Source organism: Salinisphaera orenii subsp. orenii MK-B5, from assembly GCF_003788635.1.
Taxonomy (GTDB): Bacteria; Pseudomonadota; Gammaproteobacteria; order Nevskiales; family Salinisphaeraceae; genus Salinisphaera; species Salinisphaera orenii.
Window position 1 is genome coordinate 1 of the sequence record NZ_AYKH01000025.1, and the last position, 20,909, is coordinate 20,909.

17 protein-coding genes are annotated in these 20,909 nt (G+C 64.5%); 8 read left to right on the plus strand and 9 right to left on the minus strand.

Annotated elements, in window-relative coordinates:
* The first annotated feature begins 108 nt into the window (after positions 1–108).
* From asnB to SAOR_RS11715, 3 genes are all read left to right on the plus strand, one after another.
* The gene (gene asnB / locus SAOR_RS11705) at positions 109–2,094 is read left to right on the plus strand and encodes an asparagine synthase (glutamine-hydrolyzing) (RefSeq protein WP_123631596.1); all 1,986 of its coding nucleotides are present in this window, start codon (positions 109–111) and stop codon (positions 2,092–2,094) included.
* Positions 2,095–2,250: 156 nt separating this feature from the next.
* Positions 2,251–3,525, plus strand: a complete 1,275-nt coding sequence (locus SAOR_RS11710; protein WP_123631597.1) for a nucleotide sugar dehydrogenase — start codon at positions 2,251–2,253, stop codon at positions 3,523–3,525.
* Positions 3,526–3,639: 114 nt separating this feature from the next.
* Positions 3,640–4,647 (plus strand): NAD-dependent epimerase, encoded by a 1,008-nt coding sequence (locus SAOR_RS11715; RefSeq protein WP_123631598.1) that lies wholly within the window; start codon positions 3,640–3,642, stop codon positions 4,645–4,647.
* A 388-nt stretch (positions 4,648–5,035) separates the two neighbouring features.
* Here the strand turns inward: SAOR_RS11715 and SAOR_RS11720 are convergent, their stop codons facing one another.
* Both SAOR_RS11720 and rfbB read right to left on the minus strand, forming a co-directional pair.
* Complete coding sequence (locus SAOR_RS11720) at positions 5,036–6,172, minus strand: glycosyltransferase (RefSeq protein ID WP_123631599.1); 1,137 nt, start codon at positions 6,170–6,172, stop codon at positions 5,036–5,038.
* A gap of 489 nt (positions 6,173–6,661) precedes the next feature.
* A complete protein-coding gene (gene rfbB / locus SAOR_RS11725) occupies positions 6,662–7,966 on the minus strand; it encodes a dTDP-glucose 4,6-dehydratase (protein ID WP_245965456.1) in 1,305 nt (434 codons plus the stop codon).
* A gap of 40 nt (positions 7,967–8,006) precedes the next feature.
* On the opposite strand from rfbB, the gene SAOR_RS11730 reads away from it, so the two are divergent.
* On the plus strand, positions 8,007–9,038 hold the full coding sequence (locus tag SAOR_RS11730) for an MraY family glycosyltransferase (RefSeq protein WP_245965457.1): 1,032 nt from the start codon (positions 8,007–8,009) through the stop codon (positions 9,036–9,038).
* A gap of 683 nt (positions 9,039–9,721) precedes the next feature.
* Here the strand turns inward: SAOR_RS11730 and SAOR_RS16735 are convergent.
* From SAOR_RS16735 to SAOR_RS11765, 7 genes are all read right to left on the minus strand, one after another.
* On the minus strand, positions 9,722–10,120 hold the full coding sequence (locus SAOR_RS16735; protein ID WP_148077383.1) for a hypothetical protein: 399 nt from the start codon (positions 10,118–10,120) through the stop codon (positions 9,722–9,724).
* Positions 10,121–10,714: 594 nt separating this feature from the next.
* The gene (locus tag SAOR_RS11740) at positions 10,715–12,169 is read right to left on the minus strand and encodes an O-antigen ligase family protein (protein WP_123631602.1); all 1,455 of its coding nucleotides are present in this window, start codon (positions 12,167–12,169) and stop codon (positions 10,715–10,717) included.
* A gap of 1,051 nt (positions 12,170–13,220) precedes the next feature.
* Positions 13,221–13,664, minus strand: a complete 444-nt coding sequence (locus SAOR_RS11745; protein WP_123631603.1) for a pilin — start codon at positions 13,662–13,664, stop codon at positions 13,221–13,223.
* A gap of 181 nt (positions 13,665–13,845) precedes the next feature.
* Positions 13,846–14,064, minus strand: coding sequence for a translation initiation factor IF-1 (infA, locus tag SAOR_RS11750; RefSeq protein WP_123590264.1), 219 nt, complete (start codon positions 14,062–14,064; stop codon positions 13,846–13,848).
* An 82-nt stretch (positions 14,065–14,146) separates the two neighbouring features.
* Entirely contained in the window at positions 14,147–14,887 is a 741-nt protein-coding gene (aat, locus tag SAOR_RS11755; protein WP_123631604.1) for a leucyl/phenylalanyl-tRNA--protein transferase, read from the minus strand.
* Positions 14,884–16,026 (minus strand): GNAT family N-acetyltransferase, encoded by a 1,143-nt coding sequence (locus SAOR_RS11760; RefSeq protein WP_123631605.1) that lies wholly within the window; start codon positions 16,024–16,026, stop codon positions 14,884–14,886. The genes aat and SAOR_RS11760 overlap by 4 nt, the downstream gene beginning before the upstream one ends.
* Positions 16,027–16,148: 122 nt before the next feature.
* On the minus strand, positions 16,149–16,484 hold the full coding sequence (locus SAOR_RS11765) for a hypothetical protein (RefSeq protein ID WP_123592669.1): 336 nt from the start codon (positions 16,482–16,484) through the stop codon (positions 16,149–16,151).
* Between the two features lie 187 nt (positions 16,485–16,671).
* Between SAOR_RS11765 and SAOR_RS17220 the strand changes: the two genes are divergently transcribed.
* The 4 genes from SAOR_RS17220 to SAOR_RS11785 all read left to right on the plus strand — a co-directional run.
* Entirely contained in the window at positions 16,672–19,125 is a 2,454-nt protein-coding gene (locus SAOR_RS17220; protein ID WP_123631606.1) for a DNA translocase FtsK, read from the plus strand.
* Positions 19,126–19,253: 128 nt separating this feature from the next.
* Positions 19,254–19,898, plus strand: coding sequence for an outer membrane lipoprotein periplasmic chaperone LolA (lolA, locus tag SAOR_RS11775; RefSeq protein WP_123592667.1), 645 nt, complete (start codon positions 19,254–19,256; stop codon positions 19,896–19,898).
* Positions 19,895–20,299, plus strand: coding sequence for a VanZ family protein (locus SAOR_RS11780; RefSeq protein WP_123631607.1), 405 nt, complete (start codon positions 19,895–19,897; stop codon positions 20,297–20,299). Before lolA ends, SAOR_RS11780 begins: the two co-directional genes overlap by 4 nt.
* The coding region (locus SAOR_RS11785) for an AAA family ATPase (protein ID WP_123631608.1) at positions 20,268–20,909 on the plus strand (642 nt) is incomplete at its 3' end. The genes SAOR_RS11780 and SAOR_RS11785, both read left to right, overlap by 32 nt.

The window sequence follows — 20,909 nt, forward strand, 5'->3', positions numbered from 1 at the left end:
TGTGTGTCATGACTCCAGTATCCACAGACGGTGGGTCATTTCGTGACCCTACTGAGCTTTGTACATAATCAAGTCGAACTTTATCGCCAACTAGGAAGTTGCTGAACAATGTGTGGATTGACCGGCCTTTGGGACGCGCGCCATCGACTCGGCCCCGAACGCGCGCTCGCGGCCATACGCGACATGACGCCGACCCTCGCCTGTCGTGGCCCGGACGACGAGGGGGCGCACCAGGAGGCACAGGTCGGGCTGGCGCTTGGGCACCGTCGTCTGTCGATCCTGGATCTTTCGCCCGAGGGCCATCAGCCCATGGTTTCGCAGAGCGGGCGCTATGTGCTCGTCTACAACGGCGAGATCTACAATTTTCGTGACATCCGTGACGTGCTGGTCGGGGCCGGGTGGCAGTTTCGCGGTCACTCGGATACCGAAGTGCTGCTCGCAGCGATCGATCACTGGGGGCTCGATGCGGCGCTCGAACGGGCGAACGGCATGTTTGCGCTCGGTCTCTGGGACCGCGAGACCCGCCAGCTCTCCCTGGCGCGTGATCGCGTGGGCATCAAACCGCTCTATTACGGCTGGTCCGGTGGGCTTTTTCTTTTCGGCTCCGAACTCAAGGCGTTGCGCGCCGCGCCGGGGTTCGATGCGTCCGTCGATCGCGACGCCTTGACGCTCTATCTTCGGTACAACCACATTCCGGCGCCGTATTCGATTCACGAGAACGTGTACAAGCTGCCGCCCGGGGCCATTCTCACCCTGGATCAGACGCAGGCAGGGCAGGCGCCGGGCGCCGGCGTCGATCATCAGCAGGATCTGGTCCGGCGCTTCTGGTCCGCGCGGGACGTGGTCGAACGCGGCGCGGCGAATCGCTTTGCCGGTACGCCGGACGAGGCCGTGGACGAACTCGAGGCATTGCTGCGCGATGCCGTTGGCAGCCGGATGGTCGCCGACGTGCCGCTGGGCGCCTTTCTCTCGGGCGGGGTGGATTCGTCCACGGTCGTCGCGCTCATGCAAGCGCAGTCGGAGCAGCCGGTACGGACGTTCTCGATCGGGTTCAAGGAGGGGCACTACGAGGAAGCCCCGCACGCCAAGGCGGTAGCGGAATATCTCGGCACGCGGCATTCCGAGTTGTATGTCAGCCCGGCCGAGGCCCAGCAGGTCATCCCGCATCTGCCGGAGATGTACGACGAGCCGTTCGCGGATTTCTCCCAGATACCCACCTACCTCGTCTCGCGGCTGGCCCGTCGCGATGTCGTCGTCAGTCTGTCCGGTGACGGCGGCGACGAGCTGTTCTGTGGCTACAGCCGCTATTTCTGGAGTCAGCGGGTGTGGGGGCGTGTCGGCGGAATGCCCTCGATGGCGCGCCGCTCGCTCGAACGTGTACTGCGTGCGTCACCTCGACTCTGGGGCCGCGCGCTCGGCGCGCTGCTCGAAGTCATGCCCGCACGCTTTCGCATGCGGGATCCGACGGACAAGATCGCGCTGCTCGCTGACATCATGGGCATGAACGCCCCTGAAGAGCTGTATCTGAAGCTGATCTCGTACTGGCCGGACCCGGAAGCGTTGGTCATTGGGGGTCGGGAACCGCAGGGTTTCGTGACGAACCGATCGCGGTTGCCGGATCTGGACAGTTTCGTCGAGCGCATGATGTATCTCGACCTTGTCGGCTATCTACCGGGTGACATCCTCACGAAGGTGGACCGCGCCAGCATGGCGGTTGGGCTCGAGGCGCGCGTGCCGCTGCTGGACCACCGCGTCGTGGAGTTCGCCGCATCGTTGCCGTTGGAACTGAAGATGCGTCATCCGGAAGGCAAGTGGCCGCTACGCGAGGTGCTCTATCGCCATGTGCCGCGTCGTCTCGTGGAACGCCCCAAGCAGGGCTTCGACGTGCCGCTGGAGCATTGGCTGCATGGCCCGCTGCGGGAATGGGCGGAATCGCTGCTGTCACCGGAGCGGCTGGCGGCCGAAGGATTCCTGGATGTGGGCCGTGTCCGCCGTATGTGGGCCGAATTTCTGGATGGCAGGGGCGTCGCGGGCAAACGCGAGATCTGGTCGATTCTGATGTTCGAAGCATGGCTGGAGCGCGCTCGGGTCTGAGACTGAGCGAATCGGACGGACATGATATATCGACCCCGCTGGATCGGCTGCGGATAGTTTGCGAAAGCCGCATGACAGCCTCATAATCCGCGTCTCGCCGCGGCATTGCATGCGTCGCTTTACCGTGATCGTTTTCTTCCTTGCAGAGAATTAATAATGACCAAGGGTGAGACCCGAATTGCGGTGATAGGTCTGGGCTACGTCGGATTGCCGCTGGCGGTCGCGTTCGGAAAACGCCACGAAACTCTGGGTTTCGATATCGATGCCACCCGGATCGCTCAGTTGTCCGAGGGCTACGATTTCACGCGCGAAGTGGCATCCGGGGAACTGGCGGCGGCGAGTTCGCTCCGGTTCTCGTCCGTCGCGGACGATCTGGCGGCGGCGAATGTTTATGTCGTGACCGTGCCCACGCCGGTGACTGATGCGAAAGTCCCGGATTTCGGGCCGCTCGAGGCGGCGTCGCGGTCGATCGCTCCCTATCTCAACGACGGCGACATCGTCGTGTACGAGTCGACGGTCTATCCCGGCGCCACCGAAGAGCACTGTGTGCCCATCCTTGCCTCGGGGTCGGGACTGACCTATAACGAAGGCTTTTTCGTGGGTTACAGTCCGGAACGGGCGAACCCGGGCGATGCCGCGCACGGGCTGGCTCACATCATGAAAGTGGTCGCGGGTTCCACTGATGCCGTGGCGGATCGGTTGGTCGAACTCTATAGCCCGATCGTACCGGCCGGCATTCACCGGGCTTCAAGTATCGGTGTTGCCGAGGCCGCAAAAGTGATCGAGAACATTCAGCGCGACATCAATGTGGCGCTGGTCAACGAACTGTCGAAGATATTCTCCCGGCTTGGTTTGGACACCCAAGAGGTACTCGAGGCGGCCGGAACGAAATGGAATTTCCTGCCGTTCCGGCCTGGCCTGGTCGGCGGACACTGTATCGGTATCGATCCCTATTATCTGACCTTCAAGGCTCAGGCGGTGGGGTATCACCCGGAGATGATCCTGGCCGGCCGACGCATTAACGACGGCATGGGGCGCTACATAACCCACGAACTGATCCGCCTGATGCTTCGTCGCCGGATTCAGGTCAACGGTTCCCGCATGCTACTGATGGGCGTGACGTTCAAGGAGAATTGCCCGGACATCCGCAACACGCGTGTCGTGGATATCGTCCGTGAACTGCAGGCCATGGACGTACACGTCGACATCTACGACCCTTGGGCGGATTCGGCCAAGCTCGAGCACGAGTACGGCATGACGCTGGTGGAAACACCGGAAACGGGCGCCTACGATGCTGCGTTGATCGCCGTCGGTCATCGCGAGTTCCAGGCCATGGGCATCGACGCGATCCGCGGCTATTGCAAGCCGACGCATGTGATCTACGACGTCAAGTACACATTCCCCGCCGAGGCGACCGACGGGCGACTATAGCGGCCCGGGCGAGTCCGGGTGACGACTGTTTTCCCGCCGCTGGCCATGTCACACCGCAGAAAATACCGGTGACGTGAACGCATCGCCACGGCTTAAAGCACAAGGTTTCAACGCATGAAGATACTGGTGACGGGGGCCGCGGGATTCATCGGCTACCATGTCGCACAACGCCTGCTCGATCGCGGCGATGTGGTAGTCGGGGTCGATAACATGGACCCGTACTACGACCCGTCCCTGAAACAGGCACGGCTCGATCGTCTCGCGCCGGACGAGCGGTTCACGTTCGTCCACCTGAATATCGCCGACCGGCAGGAGATGGAAACACTCTTCGCGCGCGAGAAATTCGATCGGGTGGTGCATCTCGCGGCCCAGGCCGGGGTCCGTCATTCCATCACGCACCCGCACGACTACATCGACAGTAATGTCACGGGGACGTTGAACGTGCTCGAGGGATGTCGCTATAACGCTGTCGAGCATCTGGTCTATGCGTCGACGAGTTCTGCATACGGGCTGTCGACGGATATGCCGTTCTCGCCGCAGGGGGATGCCGACCATCCCGCCGCGATCTACGCGGCATCCAAGCGAGCCACGGAACTCATGGCGCATTCCTACTCGCATCTTTACGGGCTGCCCACCACCGGCCTGCGGTTTTTCACCGTATACGGACCCTGGGGACGGCCGGACATGGCGCTTTTTCTGTTCACGCAGAAGATGCTGGCCGGCGAATCGATTCCGGTGTTCAACCACGGCAAGCATCGCCGGGATTTCACTTATGTTGACGATATCGCCGAAGGCGTCGTCAGGACGGTCGACGTGGTCGCCACCCCCGATCCGACATGGTCCAGTGACACGCCGACGCGGGGCACCAGCATCGCGCCGTGGCGGATCTACAACATCGGCAACGGTCAGCCGGTGCCGCTGATGCGTTACATCGAGCGTCTCGAGGAGTGTCTCGGAGTCCAGGCGGAGAAGGAATACCTGCCGATGCAGGCCGGGGATATCGAGGCCACGCACGCCGATGTCGACAGTTTGTTCGAAGCCGTTGGCTATCGTCCCGAAGTGTCGGTCGAGGACGGTGTGCGAAACTTCGTCGACTGGTATCGCAGCTATTACGAGGTTTGAACGATCCCTCTAGACGTCGTGCGGCCCAACTGGTGCTTCTCAACCGCATCGGTTGTAGCCCGGTTATCTACGGGAATAGTGAGCCTCGCCGGTCAGCGTTTCGTGTAGAAATGAAGTCCAGTCTCGAATCTGGACTGTCCCACCGGACACCAGGCTTGCAACCGCTCTATCAGCGCTTGATGGCGGTGTGTATGTCAATCGATATGTTCTCGGCTGACTTCGCTGGCTGATAACGACGCCTTGGTGCGTAACTGGGCATTGTCGCTACCACACTGAGTGTGAAGGCAGTTCAACCGGTTATGCGTTTCGGATGAGCTTCGCCGGCGAATGTCTGCACTGTGATGAGTGCCGAGGCTCGTACGGCGCGGCACCCTCAGGCGATTTGCCTCTAGGCCCGCCGAGCAGCGGGGCCGCTATCGGCCGACACGATTTGACGTATGACCATCAGATAGCGGTCGATGACGATGCTTTCCTCGAATTCGGCCTGCATCTTCTTCCGACCCTGTTCGCCCATCGCCATCCGTTGATCCTCGGTGAGCGCCATGACATCGCGCATGCGGTCGGCAAGGTCAGCGGCGTCGCGCGGCTTGCACAGGTACCCCGTCACACCGTGCTCGACGGTGTTGCGACAGCCGATGGCGTCGGTCGTGATGATGGGCTTGCCCATGCTGGCGGCTTCCAGCAGGGAGCGTGGCGTGCCTTCGCGATAATAACTCGGTAGCACGATGCAGTCGGCCTGGGCGATCGTGTGTCGAACGTCCTCCACGGCGCCGCGATAGCGAACGAGGCCTTCGCGCTCCCAGGCCCGGATCTGCGCGCGCGGTATGGCTGTTCTGTTCTCCGCGCCGAGAAAGCCGAGGAGCTCGCATTCGATATCGGCGCCATCGCCTTTCAGGCGCCGGGTTGCTTCGATGAACTCGCCGATGCCCTTGTCCCACAACAGTCGCGCGCTGAGCACGAAGCGGAATGGACCGCGATCGGTTATGGCTCCCTGTTCGCGCTCTTGCGGCGCGAAGCGGGCGGTGTCCACGCCCGAGCCGGGTAGGCAGGTCGCCCGCTCGGCGTCGACGAGGCCGGCCTTTTCGAAGAGTGCGTAGTCGTCGGCGTTCTGGAAGAAAACCATCGCCGCGCGCTTCATGCCGAGTCGGTAGAGACCCCGCACGACGCGGGTCAGCAGGTTGTCGCACATGAATACGGTGCCCAGCCCCGCCACATTGTGTACCGATGGCACCCGCGTCAGGCGACAGGCGATGCCGCCGTAGACGTTGGGCTTTACGGTGTAACCCAGGTAGACATCGATCCGCTCTCGAATGAGCAGACGAACGAGTCGAGCCGTAAGCAGCGCGTCGCGCAACGGGTTGGTGCCCGCATTGTCCATGGGCAGCGAAACGAATCGCAGGCCGGCGGCCTCGAGCCGTTTTGCGTTGTCGTCATAAGGCGCTGCGGCGATGACCTCGTAGCCGGCGTCCTGAAGCGCGCGCGAGTCGCAGCCGAAAATTTGCCAGATACCAGGCGGTGTTGGCAGCGATGAGAATTCGTGTGGGGTGAGTCAAGATATTGGTGCAGCGTCTGTATCTGAAAAAGGCGTTGGTACGTCTCTTTGATCCGGAGCCGCATGGGCCGGTCGAGACGACCATTCTGGTCGCACCAAATTAACTGGCATGGACTGAAACATTGCTGAACGCACGCTCGGGCCTCGGGTCTTCGCCTGGCCGCATCCGGCTGGCCTCTGGGGTCGCGGGTAAGCGTTTTGGAAAGAGCCGTTTGGCGTGACGAACGGTCAGGCGAATGCTAGGAATCGCATGCCTTGAATCAGTGCCCTTATATGTCTCGGAGGCGTGTTCGTCATACGGGGGTTCGCTCACGCCAAGTCGTTGGTGCGAGCGATATTATAGCGAAGCGTGCGAGCGTAAGTCGCTGTGTGTGCGCTTTTGTTCCATGCTGTCGCCGTGAGGGATACGAGATGGGCCGCAGACGCTACCCGGCGACCGTGGCCTCAGTGTCAGGCAGACCGTTAGGCCCCGGCGAGGCCCAGCGCATCGTTAATCCACCGCGCGTTATTCAGGTACCACTGCACGGTGTCGCGGATGCCATCTTCAAGCCCGCGCTCGGGATGCCAATCGAGCTCGCGCATTATCCGACTCGGGTCGAGCGCGTACCGACGATCATGATTCTTGCGATCGGCGACGAACGTGATCAGCCCAGAGTAGGAGCCCAGCCCCCGATTCGGGACGAGGGTGTCCAGCGCATCGCAGACGAGCGTTGCGATCTCCAGATTCGTTTTCGGCGCCAATGCGCCGATGTTGTAGCGTTCGCCAACCCGGCCGTGTTCCGTCACGCGGCGTAGCGCTCGCACGTGATCCTCGACATGCATCCAGTCCCGCACGTGGCGGCCGTCGCCGTACAGGGCGATGGGCCGACCCGCGAGCGCATCGATGATGATCCGCGGTATCAGTTTTTCGGGGTGCTGGCGCGGGCCGTAGTTGTTGGTGCTGGCCGTCGTGAGCGTGGGCAGGCCGTAGGTCCCGTGCCAGACGCGCACGAGATCGTCCGCGGCTGCCTTGGAGGCTGCGTAGGGTGAGTTCGGCGACAAGGGAGTGTGCTCCGTGAAGCGGCCGCCCGCGTCGGCGGAGCCGTAGACCTCGTCGGTGGACACATGATGGAAGCGAAATGCGTCTCGCGCTGCGCCGTGCAGCGTCTCGTAGTAGTCGCGCGCGGCCTCGAGCAGATGATGCGTGCCGACGACGTTCGTCTGGATGAACGCATCGGAGTCCGCGATCGAACGGTCCACATGCGATTCGGCGGCGAGATGAACGATACGGTCCGGCCGGTGTCGGTCGAGGGCGCGCGCCACGGCGGGCCGGTCACGGATATCGATCGCTTCGAACGCATAACGCGGATGACCGGCGGCCGCGTCCAGCGACAACGGACAGACCGCGTAGGTCAGGCAGTCGATATTGACCACCTCGTGCGGACTGTTCTCGAGCAGATCCAGTATCAGCGCCGAGCCGATGAACCCCGACCCGCCCGTAATCAGCAATTTCATGCGCGTGCCGGCGACAAGTGAATTCGGGCCGATGTTCGCACGATGGATCGGCATCCGGTGCATCGAGTGCGACGGGCGCAGCCGCGCGCGCTCATGCGCGGCCGGCGGGCGCCAAGTGAAGCCATGCCATTGATTCGGGTCCGTGAATTGCGTTTTGCTGCGGAATATATATCGTAGACCGCAATAAGCAATCGTTTGCAGTGGCCGTGTGCGTGGATCGTCGCCATCTCGCCGGCCCTGATTTTTGAAGTTCCGGGGGACCAATCGACCCATGATCGCGCTAGGCCTTGCTCTGATGGCTTTCTGTGTCAGCGTGGCTGCAGTCTTGGTGCTGCGTCCGGTCTGTTTCTATTTCGGGCACGTGGATCACCCGGGCGGCCGCAAGCGGCACGATCTGGCCACCCCGCTCAGTGGCGGTCTGGCGATCAGCCTGAGCATCCTGGCGCTGGGCTGGGGCATCGTGCCGACCCGGCACTTTTCCGGTTTCGCGGTCGGGCTCGTTGTGCTGCTGCTGCTGGGCGGCATGGACGATCGCAAGCACGTGCCGGCCTCGCTGCGGCTCGCCCTCCAGACGATTGCCGTGACCGTCGGCATGTACTGGCTCGGCGACGTGCGCCTCGAGGATCTCGGCGCCATCACCGGCGGGGACAACGTGCGGCTGGGCGGTTTTTCGCTGCTGTTCACGGTCTTCGCCGCAGTCGGCATCATCAACGCCGTCAACATGATCGACGGCATGGACGGCCTTGCCGGCGGCTTCTCCGCACTGCTGATTTCGGTGATTCTCGCGCTGGCCTCCGGTACGGCCGCGGTCAGCATCGTCATGCTCTGTCTGACCATCGGCAGCATCTTCGGTTTTCTCGCGTTCAACCTGCGCACGCCCTGGCATCGCCAGGCCCGGATCTTTCTGGGGGACGCGGGCAGCCTTGTGCTCGGCTATATCCTCGTCTGGTTCGCCATCGAGGCCTCGCAGGAGGCGACTTCCATCATTCGTCCGATCACCGCCGTCTGGCTTTTCGGGCTGCCGCTGATGGACACCTGTTACCTGATGGGCTCGCGCGTGCTCCGCGGCAAGAGCCCGCTCGCAGCGGATCGGTACCACTTCCACCATCTATTGCAGCGCTCGGGGTTCACGCCCGGCTGGGCGCTCTACATATGGCTGATCGTGGCCGGTGGATTCATGGCCGCGGGCGTGTGCCTGCAGTGGCTGGGTGCGCCGGATGTAGTGCTCTGCATCGGCTTCGTGGTGACCTTTGCTGCCTATTGTCTGACCATGAACATCCTGTGGCGGCGTCGCAGTGCACGCCGTTCGCGCCTGCGGCGCTGGCTCAAGACGCCCGGGTCGTGAGCGGTTTCTCACGCTCGGGTGCGCGGCTGATATCGGCAAAGTGAATCGCGGGTACATGGCCTTTTGAGGCGCTATTGAGAGCGTCCGGAACCCGGGCGTCGTTTCACCCGGCGCATGCCTCTAGCGCGCATATTCGCGAAGGGGCGTGTGAATGCGCTTCCTCGCACCCACCTCATTGCGGATGTGCGAGCTCGTTGTACGCCACCTCGATCGACCGAGTGGTCATGGCCCGCTGAATGTCGCGTCGTGCCCCGGGCCGATGATCGGCGCCGTGCACAGTGGCGGTCGCGAAACAGCGGCCTCTCGCGCCGCAGGACTTTTTGCGGGACGTCGGCCCGGCTGGCAACACAGAGACCCCATCGCGAGGCGCGTGCGTTGCCTCGGCACCGCCCCGGGCAAGCGGGACTCGGTGCATTTCGGGGAACCGGTTTCGATATACCCCATGAACGGTCGATTGGCACGATCGAGCCGCGCGTGAACGGATCGCCGTGCGAGATTTCGGGCCGAGGATAGCTACTCGCGCATCGAAGTGCGGTGACGCGGAGTCGGCGGCTGACGAGTACCGAGGCATCGGCGGTCGAGAACTCGGATACTGATCGCGCCATCCCGCCGGTCAGGCTGCCACCTCGATCGGCGTCACGCTCGCCCCAGCTGTGTGGTCTTGCCACATCCCGGGGTTTCGCCTAGAACGCCAGAATCACACCCATGCCGACGGCAATGTCGTCGCGAAAGCCTTCCTCCGTCTCGACGCGGCGATCGTCGTTCAGGCCAAGTCCGCCCTGGACCCCCACGTTCTGGCTGATCCAGCCCTGTTTCATGAAACCGCGCAGCCCGTATTCGGGATTGAACAGATTGTAGGACTCAACCTGCGGCGTGGGGCGGTCGGGGGCGGCCAGGTCGAACGCGACCTCCGGATCGGACGACAGATCCGCCTCGGAGGCGTTCGCCGCGTCCTGGCGAAAGCCCTGCGTGACCAGCTCCGCAGTGGAGACATCGTCCGGCACACGCAGGTTCAGTTCCTCCGGCAGGATGAACTGGCCGTCTGCGCCCCGTTCGGGCACCCGCAGCGACTGTGCGGCCATATCCGCGGCTAAATCGCGTGTCGAGCGTGCCGGCGCGGGCGGCTCAGAACCCGCTTCGTCCGCCGGGTCCAGTGACGTGTCCAGCCGGAGAGGCGGGGCGGATGCTAAATCCGTTTTAGTCGTCCCGGTGTCGGGTGCTGCTGCGTGCTGTGATGGAGCGGGAGCGGGAGCGGGTGCCGGGCTGTCGGGATAGGCGGCCAGGTTGGCATTGGTCGCGTGGGCCGAGGACGCCGGGCGATCGTGCCAGATGAACGCGCCGGCCGCGCCCGCGGATACGCCCGCAATCGCGGCCGCCGTCGCAATGTAAGCCACTCGCCTAGCCATGACGTCATCCTGCGAAAGACGCAGATCGTGAAATCCGGTGCCCCAACGGCTCATATCATCGCGCCAGAACCGCGCGGGCGCAATGGGTCGGCGCGGAAATCCGGCGGTTATTCAGGAACGTTGCCGCGACACTTTATGTGATGCCGGCTAAGTGACGCGCAACGTCAGCCAACGCGATTCGACTGTTTTGCGGATAGTTGCCGATGTGTCGTTGAAACGTGGCGTTGAATATCCAGGAGGGATAAAACAGGGGAGTAATCGAACTTTTGGCTATTTTGACAGCCTAGTTGTGCTTATGTCGACGAGTGTGCCATCACTCCAATATCGCGGCTGGTTCGCGTTGCGAATGTAGGATGTGGCTTCGGATCGGGCCTTTGCCAGGCGCGTTCGATAATCGTGGACAGTAAAAACCATCGCGTACAGGCACATAACCGGCACAACAGCGGTGATCGAAGCACGCATAAAAGTCGCGACGCCGGTCGGGTGATGTGGCTCGTTGAGCGTTGTATCGCTTCGTAGATACAGGCCGCCCGCGATTCCTATTACCAGAACCAGCATGTACTGACTGACCGGCATTACAATGACTCCACTGACCATCGCATGTAGGCCCGCCGCAAGCAAGGATGCCGTGATTGCGACGCGCATCGCATCGGAATCGGTCGCGGCTTGGCGTGTGCCGACGGGATCGATGGTCCGGCGCGCAAACGCCAGCCATTCGAGCAGCAGGTGGCCGAGCAGTCCAGTCAGTAGTACCGCGGCCGGGAGCCCCCACTCCACGGCCCATTGAACCACCGCGCTGTGAGGATGCGAGGCAATGCCGTTATCGAGTGCGGCGAACTGCAGCGGGCCAAGCCCTAGCCAAGGATCGGCCGCGATCTGCGCCAGTGCCAACTGCCATAGCGCAATACGGCCGGGGGAATCTGACGAGACGAGGCGTCCCATGCCGGCCACCGCGCCATCGCCGGGAAATAGCAGAGCGTTCAGCAATAGGCCGGATACGCTCAGCACCACGGTCCATTTCAGATGCCTCAGGCCCGGTCGGCCGAAGGCCAGGGCGACGAACACCGTGGCGATGACGGTCGCCAGCGCCGTCCCGCGCCCCATCGAGCGCCAGTATAGGGCCCAGATGAAGACGCCGATCGACAGGGCCAGGGCATACCAGAAAACGGGCCGGACCCGGCATGTCGGGCTCGGCAGAATGAGCGCCAGCGCCAGGAACGGCATCACCCACGTCTGATACTGGTTCAGGAAGCGGATATTCGCGAAGATGGTGAGCGGTTCCGGATAGCGCAGCGGTAGGCCGGTGGCGAAGGCGGTGTAGATGATGCTCAGCGCGGCGAAGGACCACAAGCCGGCCGGCAATATGAAACACAGGGCGTTAAGCCGCGCATCGGCGATCGCCTGGCGCTTGAGAGCAGCGGCGATGACGCAGGCGGATATCGCCATCAACGTCAGCTGCGCCACGCCGAGCAATCCCCAGGCCGGCAACTCGCTGGCCAGGCTCGACACGAGTCCGACCGCCAGGATCGGCCCGCCAAATGAAAGAAGCCATCGCGGCAGTGCGCCGGTGAGACGTCCGCTCGCCAGCGCGATCAACGGCGTGCCGCTCAGGAGGACGGCCAGCCAGAGCCGGCGCTCGTCGAAGGAGCCGAGAAACGGAAACAGCCCAGCCGAAAGGGACCCGATCGAGGCCAGAAGCAGCTCATTTTTATTCTTGTGCTTCATTGGCTGAAAACTGCCGCCTCACCAAAGTATACCGAAGTATCTCATCCCAAAAAGCGGTCAGACACGAAAAGATCCGCATCGCATCAAACCTTCCGGCATGGCTAGCGACGATCCGTCGCCATACTACGGCTGATTCCGCTTTTTCGGACGGCCGCGACGCCGGGGGCGCGTACGTTGTTTCAATGCGGTCTCGATCTGCTCGCGGAATGCCTCGTTGCCGAGGACGACGTTCTGGCGCGTGCAGTTGCGAATCTCCTGTAGTGCCTCCGAGTCGAGTCCTTCCGTCACGAGGCCCGGTTAGGCCACCCGTCGCTCGGCGCCGGTCCGGCCGAGGCGTTGATAAAGCGGATGCGGTGTCGGCCAGGCGTCCGCCGTGCCGTGAGCCTTGGCTTTATAACTCGACCATCGATAGTCGCCGGGTCGATCCATCATGTTGTGCGCCCGGGCCGGGGTGAGTTTGATATAGCAATAGCACGTCAACAGATAACGCTCGGCTTCGACGAGCCTCGGACGATAGCGGCTCTCCCAGAGTGTGCCGGTCCGCTGGTGGCGCCGACTGACACGCTGCAGGTATCGTCGCCCGACCTACGGCCTCATGCGCGAGTCGGCGTTTGCCTGCTGCGGCCTGGGCAGGGATGCACATGGTTGATAAGCATGGATATCGCAGCCGTCGCGGGGCGCGGCATCGCGCAGGCATCGAGGTATAACAGATAGTCGTCCTAGTCGAAGACACAGGCCTCACGGGAGATGCCCCGCTGAGAGTAATGTGCTGGGGGCGCTGACGAGATTGAGGTGGGGTGAGCATGGCCTGTGCTCAACTAAGGGGCTTCGGAGCTACCAAGCTTTTAGGAACGTCTATGACCCTTGGTCTCTTTAAAACATAAAAGCGCATCAAGCTATGACTTAATTTGCCTGACTGCGGGAGCCGTGCCAGCTCAAATGATCCTTTTTTCTTTCCTTAAGTGCCAAAAAAAGAGCGGTGCCCTTGGGCCGCCGCTCTTGGAAAGGGGGCCCGCAATGTGCCTGACCCTCTTTTTATTTTCGACGCGAACTAACTTCCGCTTCTGCAGTTGCTGGGCAGGTTTTGGCTCGGGATGTTGCTCGAGGAGCAAGTCCAACTGATAGAACCGGTGTTTTCTGAAGGCGCGAGCTTTAGAGTCGGAGTAGAAGCACCAGAGATTCCGAGATCATTGTAGGTAACCGTAATTTCGCCGCCAGTCCCGATTACGACTTTCTGTACATTCTCGCCGCTGATGTCCGTCCCGGTATCGCTGTCTGAAAGGCCGGCTTCTGTATTGCTCGTGGGAAATGAGCCGCTAGTCTGATAAGTCTCCGCTACAGCGGTTTTTGCGTTGCTTGCCAGACTAAGACCTTCTGAAACTTTGGCTCGAGTTACATAGTTTTGATACTGCGGAATAGCAATCGCCGCCAGAATGCCGATGATCGCGACCACGATCATCAGTTCGATGAGCGTGAAGCCTTGTTGTTTCTGCATGGGTTTCCCCCTGAAAAGATGTGCGGTGAGCGGGCGCCTCAAGGCGCACCCAGGCAACTCGCATTGAGCGTGCCAGCGCGCTGACTCTATTCAAAACAGCGGGTTAGGCGCAAGCCCTGCGCGAGGTGTCGCGCAGCGTCACGTCACATTGTGACGTGGCGCGTCACATCTGCGTCCGCGGTTAGCGCCCGCGGTAGGTGATGCGGCCCTTGCTGAGGTCGTAGGGGGTGATCTGGACGGTGACGCTGTCGCCGCGCAGGATGCGGATGTAGTGCTTGCGCATCTTGCCGGAGATGTGGGCGGTCACGATGTGGCCGTTTTCGAGTTTCACGCGGAAGGTGGTGTTCGGCAGCGTCTCCACGACGGTGCCTTCCATCTCGATGTGCTCTTCTTTTGCCATGGACTCCTGAACTCTTGACAAACGATTAACTGACCAATTATCGGCCATCGCGCGGCGCGGATCAATGCGCCCGGGGCGCACTTCAGACGCCAGTATGGTCGCGCGACTGCGGCACGTCGATGGTGAAGCGCCAGGGCGAGGCCGGCCCGGGCCTGGCGCGCTCGGTGCGCACGAGCTTGAGGAACTTGCTGCGGGGCAGGTCGACGGCGCCCATCCGGTAGAGATGCGCGGAGCCGACCTGGCCGTCGATGAGCGGAAAGCCCCAGGCCTGCAGTTGCCGGCCCAGCCAGACGAGCGCGATCTTGCTGGCGTCGCGCTCGCGGGAGAACATGGATTCGCCGAAGAACATGCGCCCGAGCGCGACCCCGTAGAGACCGCCGATGAGCCGGCCGTCGCGCCAGACCTCGATGGAGTGGGCATCGCCGAGGGCGTGCAGCTTGGCGTAGGCGGCGCGCATTTCGGGCCCCAGCCAGGTGCCCGGGTTGCCTTCGCGCGTGCCCGCGCAGCCCAGGACGACGTTGTTGAAATCGCGGTCCAGGGTCACCGCGTAATCGGCCCGGGCGAGCGTGCGCTTGAGCCGGCGCGAGACGTGAATGTGGTCGGTCTGGAACACGGTGCGCGGATGCGGGCACCACCAGAGAATGGATTCCTCCGGGTTGTACCAGGGAAAGATGCCCTGGGCGTAGGCCCGGCGCAGGCGCTGCGGCGAGAGGTCGCCGCCCATGGCGAGCAGGCCGTTGGGCTGGTCGAGCGCGAGCTCGGGATCGGGAAAGGCGCCGTCCGGCGTGTTCGGGTCCAGCCAGTACACGCGCAGGCCGCTCACGAGGCGGGCGCGGTGTCGTCCGCGAAGTTGCTGCGGGTGCGTTGCTGGTGCTCGTAGGCGGCCATCATCTCGGCCTCGCGGTTGACGAAGTCCTCGACCGCGCCGGCCAGACGCGGGTCGGCGATGACGTGGTTGGACCAGGTGGGCGCGGGTTCGAAGCCGCGCCGGATCTTGTGCTCGCCCTGGGCGCCGGCGTCGAAGCAGGCCAGGCCGTGCTCGATGCAGTATTCCATGCCGGCGTAGTAGCAGGTCTCGAAGTGCAGGCTGTGGTAGTCGGTCGCACAGCCCCAGTGGCGGCCGTAGAGCGTGTCGCCGCCGAGCATCATGAAGGCCATGCCCACCGGCGTGCCCTGGTGCCAGGCGACGAAGAAGCGCACCCGGTCGCCCAGACGCGCGCTCAGTTCCGCAAAGAATTCCGGCGTGAGGTAGGGCGCCTGGCCGCGGATGGCGTAGGTGCGGCCGTAGAAGGCGTAGAGCAGGTGCCAGAGCTCCTCGTCGATCTCGTCCGGGGCGAGGGCGGTGACGGTGACGCCGGCCTCGCGCATCCGCCGGCGCTCGCGGCGGATCTCCTTGCGGCGCTTGGACGACAGATGCGAGAGAAAGTCCTCGAAGTCGGCGTAGCCGCGGTTGTACCAGCGGTACTGGCAACCGCGCCGGGTCGAGGCCCCGGCCTCGGCCATGCCGGCGGTGCTGGCGTCGTCGCCGAACAACAGATGCAGCGAGGAGCGTCCGGCCTCACCCGGCAGCGCGGCCAGCGCGTGCGCCAGCGCCCGGCGGTCGGCGTGGCTGGCCGCGAGCAGGCGCGGGCCCACCACGGGCGTGAACGGCACCGCGCAGACGTACTTGGGATAGTAGTCGAGCCCGAGCTGGTTGTAGGCGTTCGCCCAGGCGAAGTCGAAGACGAATTCGCCGTAGGAGTGGTCCTTTTCGTAGAGCGGGGCGGCGCCGATCAGGCGGCCGTCATCGGCCTCGAGCAGCAGATGCGCGGGCCGCCAGCCGTTGTTTGGGCCGACGCTGCCGCTGGCCTCGAGCGCGGCGAGAAAGCCGTGGCGGACGAACGGCTGCGATGTGGCCGCCAGGGCGTCCCAGTCGCGGGCGTCGACGTCGAGGATGGAATCGATGTGGCGGGCTCGAGCCATGGTGTCAGTCGGATCGGGGCCGGCGGATCGTCGGGGCGATGGCCGCGGACCGGTGCGCGAACGAGCGGGCCGGCGCCGGAAACCCGGCCGCCGGCCCTACACCATACGCCGTAACGGGGCGATCAGTTCAACGCGTAGCTCTGGTGTATGGTCTCGCGCAGGGCGTACTGCACGCAGGCGTCGTGCTCGAACTCGCTCAGGGCGTCGGCCTCGCCGCTGGCGCGGTTGGCGTCGCGCAGATGGCCGTCCTCGTCGAAGCTGACGATTGCGCCGAGCGTACGGACGTGGATCTCGCCGTCGTCGTTGACGTTGTCGTCGAAGTCGACCTGAACGTAGCGCAGCCGCCGATCGGCGAAGCGCGGCAGGTCCTGCTTGCCCTCCGCCACGGCGGAGGCCTCGTCCTCGCTGAACTCCTCGATGGCGCCATCGTGGGTCAGCAGGAAATGGCGTGTCGACATAACCGTCCTCGTGTCTGCCTGTCGATAGCGCTAATATGTGCACAAAGCGCGCCAATTCAAGCGCCTGGGCGGCAACGTGAGAGGGCTTTCTCAACGCCGCGGCCGTTTCGGTCCGGTTACAATCCGCTGATCGGTCAATGCCTTGCCGTATTCGGCGGGCATGCCGGCGCGACTTCGCAGGAATTCGATGGCAAAAGCGATCGCCAAGCAGAACAAGGCGGCCAAGGCCGGCCCGAAGCCGAGCAAGCGCAAGGACACGGGCGCAAACGACGCGCCGGTGAGCCGTTATCGCCAGCGGCTCGGCCGGCTCATGCGCGAGGCGGTGCTGTTCGCCGCGGCGGCCGTGACGCTGTTCCTGCTGGCCGCGCTGGTCTCCTACAGCCCGCAGGATCCGGGCTGGTCGCGCCTCGGCGACGGCTCGCCGGTGGCCAATCTGTTCGGTGGCCCGGGGGCGTGGTTCGCCGACGTGCTGCTCAGCCTGTTCGGCTATCTCGGCTTCATATTCCCGTGGCTGGTGCTCTACGGCGGCTGGCTGGTGTTCGCCAACATCGACCGGCCGGCCGGCGACGCGCTGTCCAAGAGCGTGCGCGCGGCTTCGCTGCTGCTGTGGCTGATCTCCGGCTGCGGCCTGGCCTGGCTCGCGCTCGGGGCCAACGGCGACGCGCTGCCGCAGGGCAGCGGCGGCATCATCGGCGCGGCCACCGCCGGCGCGCTGGCGGAGGTAATCAACATCGTCGGCGCGGCCTGGCTGCTCATCACGGTGTTCGTGATCACGCTCTCGGTGGGGCTGGGCTTCTCCTGGCTAGTGGTGACCGAGCGTACCGGCGCGTTCGTGCTCGGCGGGCTGCGGGGCGGCGTGCGCGGCACGTTCGATCGCCTGGGCGCCTGGCGCGCCTCCCGCGCGGAGCGGCGCGCGAGCGCGCCGACGGTCAAACACAGCGAGCCCAAGCCCGAGCGCAAGCCGAAGAAACGCGTCGCACCCACGCTCGGCGCCGAGAGCGACGACACGTCCGCCAAGCCGGCCGACACGGCGGTGCCGGTCAAGAAGCCCAAGAAGAAGAACAAGGCCACGCAGCTCGATCTGCCGATGGAGGAGCAGGCCGATGTGCCGGCCTACGACCCGGAGACGGACAGCCCGATCCCGCCCACCGCGCTGCTGGACGCGGCACGGCCGCCGATCAACGACCGCGACACCGACGACGCCGTGCTTCAGCGCATGTCCGAGCAGCTCGAGCAGCATCTGGCCGATTTCAACGTCCAGGCGAAGGTCGTCGCGGTCGAGCCCGGCCCGGTGATCACCCGCTTCGAGCTGGACCCGGCGCCAGGCGTGAAGGTCAACCAGATCTCCAATCTGGCCAAGGATCTGGCGCGGGCGATGTCGACCACCAGCGTGCGCGTGGTCGAAGTGATCCCGGGCAAGTCGGTGGTGGGGCTGGAGATCCCCAACGCGGATCGCGAGGTCGTGGCCCTGCGCGAGATTCTGGAGTCGCCGCGTTACACCGGCCTGGCTTCGCCGCTGACGCTGGCGCTGGGCAAGGATATCGGCGGCAATCCGGTCACGGCGGACCTGGGCAAGATGCCGCATCTGCTGGTGGCCGGCACCACCGGCTCCGGCAAGTCGGTGGCGATCAACGCCATGATCCTGTCGATCCTGCACAAGGCGCACGCCGAGGAAGTGCGCCTGATCATGATCGACCCCAAGATGCTGGAGCTGTCGGTCTACGAGGGCATTCCGCACCTGCTCGCGCCCGTGGTCACGGACATGAAGGACGCGGCCAACGCCCTGCGCTGGTGTGTCGGCGAGATGGAGCGCCGCTACAAGCTCATGGCCGCGCTCGGCGTGCGCAACATGGCCGGCTTCAACACCAAGGTCCGCAAGGCGATCGACGCCGGCACGCCGATCGAGGATCCGCTGGCCAAGAACGGCCAGTCCGACGCGGACGCCGAGGCCGGCGAGCCCGTGCCCACGCTGGAACCGATGCCGGCGATCGTGATCGTGGTCGACGAGCTCGCCGACATGATGATGGTGGTCGGGAAGAAGGTGGAGGAACTGATCGCCCGCATCGCCCAGAAGGCGCGTGCGGCCGGCCTGCACATGATCCTGGCCACGCAGCGGCCCTCGGTGGATGTGATCACCGGGCTGATCAAGGCCAATATCCCGACCCGCATCGGCTTCCAGGTCGCCTCCAAGGTGGATTCGCGCACGATCCTCGACCAGCAGGGCGCCGAGAGCCTGCTCGGCCACGGCGACATGCTGTATCTGCCGCCGGGCACCGGGTTTTCCACCCGCGTGCACGGCGCCTTCGTGGACGACCACGAGGTGCACAAGGTGGTGGAATATCTCAAGCAGACCGGCCAGCCGGACTATATCGAGGATATCCTCGAGGGCGGCGCCGGGGACGGCGAGGGCGGCGCCGACGACGAGGAGGACGCCGAGGCCGATCCGCTCTACGATCAGGCCGTGGCCATCGTCACCAAGACCCGCAAGGCCTCGATATCCTACGTGCAGCGGCGCCTGCGCGTGGGCTACAACCGCTCCGCCCGGCTGATCGAACAGATGGAGAACGCCGGCGTCGTGAGCGCGGCCGAGGGCAGTGGCGGGCGCGAAGTGCTGGCCCCGCCGCCGCCCGATGACGATTGAACCCCGACGTGCTGCGGACGTCCGATAGGGTGTCCGAGGGGGCTGACGGGTTCAGTCTCGATTCATGGCCCACGGCTCAGCCTCGCAGCCATCGCGATACCGCGCCGTTTTTGTTTTCAGGAGTCTCTATGCCCGTTCGCCGCCTGCTCGTTTTCGGCCTGCTGCTGCTTGCGGCCCCGTTCGCCCAGGCGAACGGCGTGGACGATCTCGAAGCCTTCTACGACCGCGTCGACACGCTCACCGCGGACTTCGAGCAGCGCCAGATCGACGATCGCGGCAACGTCATGCAGCGGGCGAGCGGCATCTTCGTGCTCTCGCGCCCGGATCGGTTCCGCTGGGCCTATCAGGACCCCTACGAACAGATCATCGTCAGCGACGGCAACGTCTTCCGTTTCTACGACGTGGACCTGGCACAGGTGACCGTGCGCGACATCGACGCGACGCTGCGCGCCACCCCGGCGCTGCTGCTGACCGGCGGGGCCGCGCTCGAGGACGCCTTCAACATCAGTGCCGCCGGCAATCGCGATGGCATGAGCTGGGTGCGCCTGACCCCGCGGGCGGACGACACCGACTTCGAGGAGGTCCGGCTCGGCCTCGACGATCAGGTGCCGGCGGTCATGGAACTCCAGGACAGTCTCGGCCAGACCACGCGCATCCGTTTCAGCAACGTCGAGATCAACCCCGCGATCGACGACGATCGCTTCACCCTCGATATTCCGGATGACGTCGAGGTGGTGGACGGCCGCGGCATGAACGGCGGCGGCCGCCGATGAGCGGCAACGGGCCCGCGCTGGTGTGCCTGCGTCTGTGGGTCGCGGTCGGGCTCGCCGGCTGTGCGGTACTGCTCTACGCCTGCCTGATGCCGAACCCGCCGAGCCCGGGCATCTCCAATTTCGACAAGGTCGAGCATTTCGCCGCGTTCGCCGTGCTGGGCACCTGGTTCGGCGGCATCCTCGCCCCGCGTTACTGGGCGGTACTGTTCGGGCTGCTGGGCTTCGGCCTGCTGATCGAGCTCATCCAGTCCGGCATCGACTACCGCAGCGGCGATCCGCTGGATTTTCTGGCCGACGGCCTCGGTGTCGTCGCCGGTATCGGGCTCGCACGGCTCGGCGCCATGGGCTGGCTGCGTTATATTGATGCCCGTGTCGCAGCAAACGGAAATCGATCTGGATGAGGGCGCCGGGCTGGCGGGTCGCCCGCTGGCCGACCGGATGCGGCCGACGCGTCTGAGCGACTACGTCGGCCAGAGCCACATCCTGGGCCCGGACAAGCCGCTGGCGCGCGCGCTGGCGGCCGGGCGTATCCACTCCATGATTCTCTGGGGCCCGCCCGGTACCGGCAAGACGACGCTGGCGCGGCTGCTGGCCGCGGCCGTGGACATCCGTTTCGTGCAGATCTCGGCGGTCATGGCGGGGGTCAAGGACATCCGTGCGGCGGTCGCCGACGCGAAGGACGCGCGTTCGCGGGACGGCCGCGGGACACTGCTGTTCGTCGACGAGGTCCATCGTTTCAACAAGGCGCAGCAGGACGGCCTGCTGCCCTACGTCGAGGACGGCACGCTGGTGCTCGTGGGCGCGACCACCGAGAACCCGTCATTCGAGGTCAACAACGCGCTGCTCTCGCGCACGCGCACCTACGTGCTGCGCGCACTCGACGCCGACGTCATCCGCACGCTCATCGACCGGGCGCTGGCCGACGCCGAGTACGGCCTCGGCGATCGCGGGCTGGCCATGGACGACACCCTGCGCGACCGGCTCCCGGGGCGCGCCGACGGCGGCGCGCGG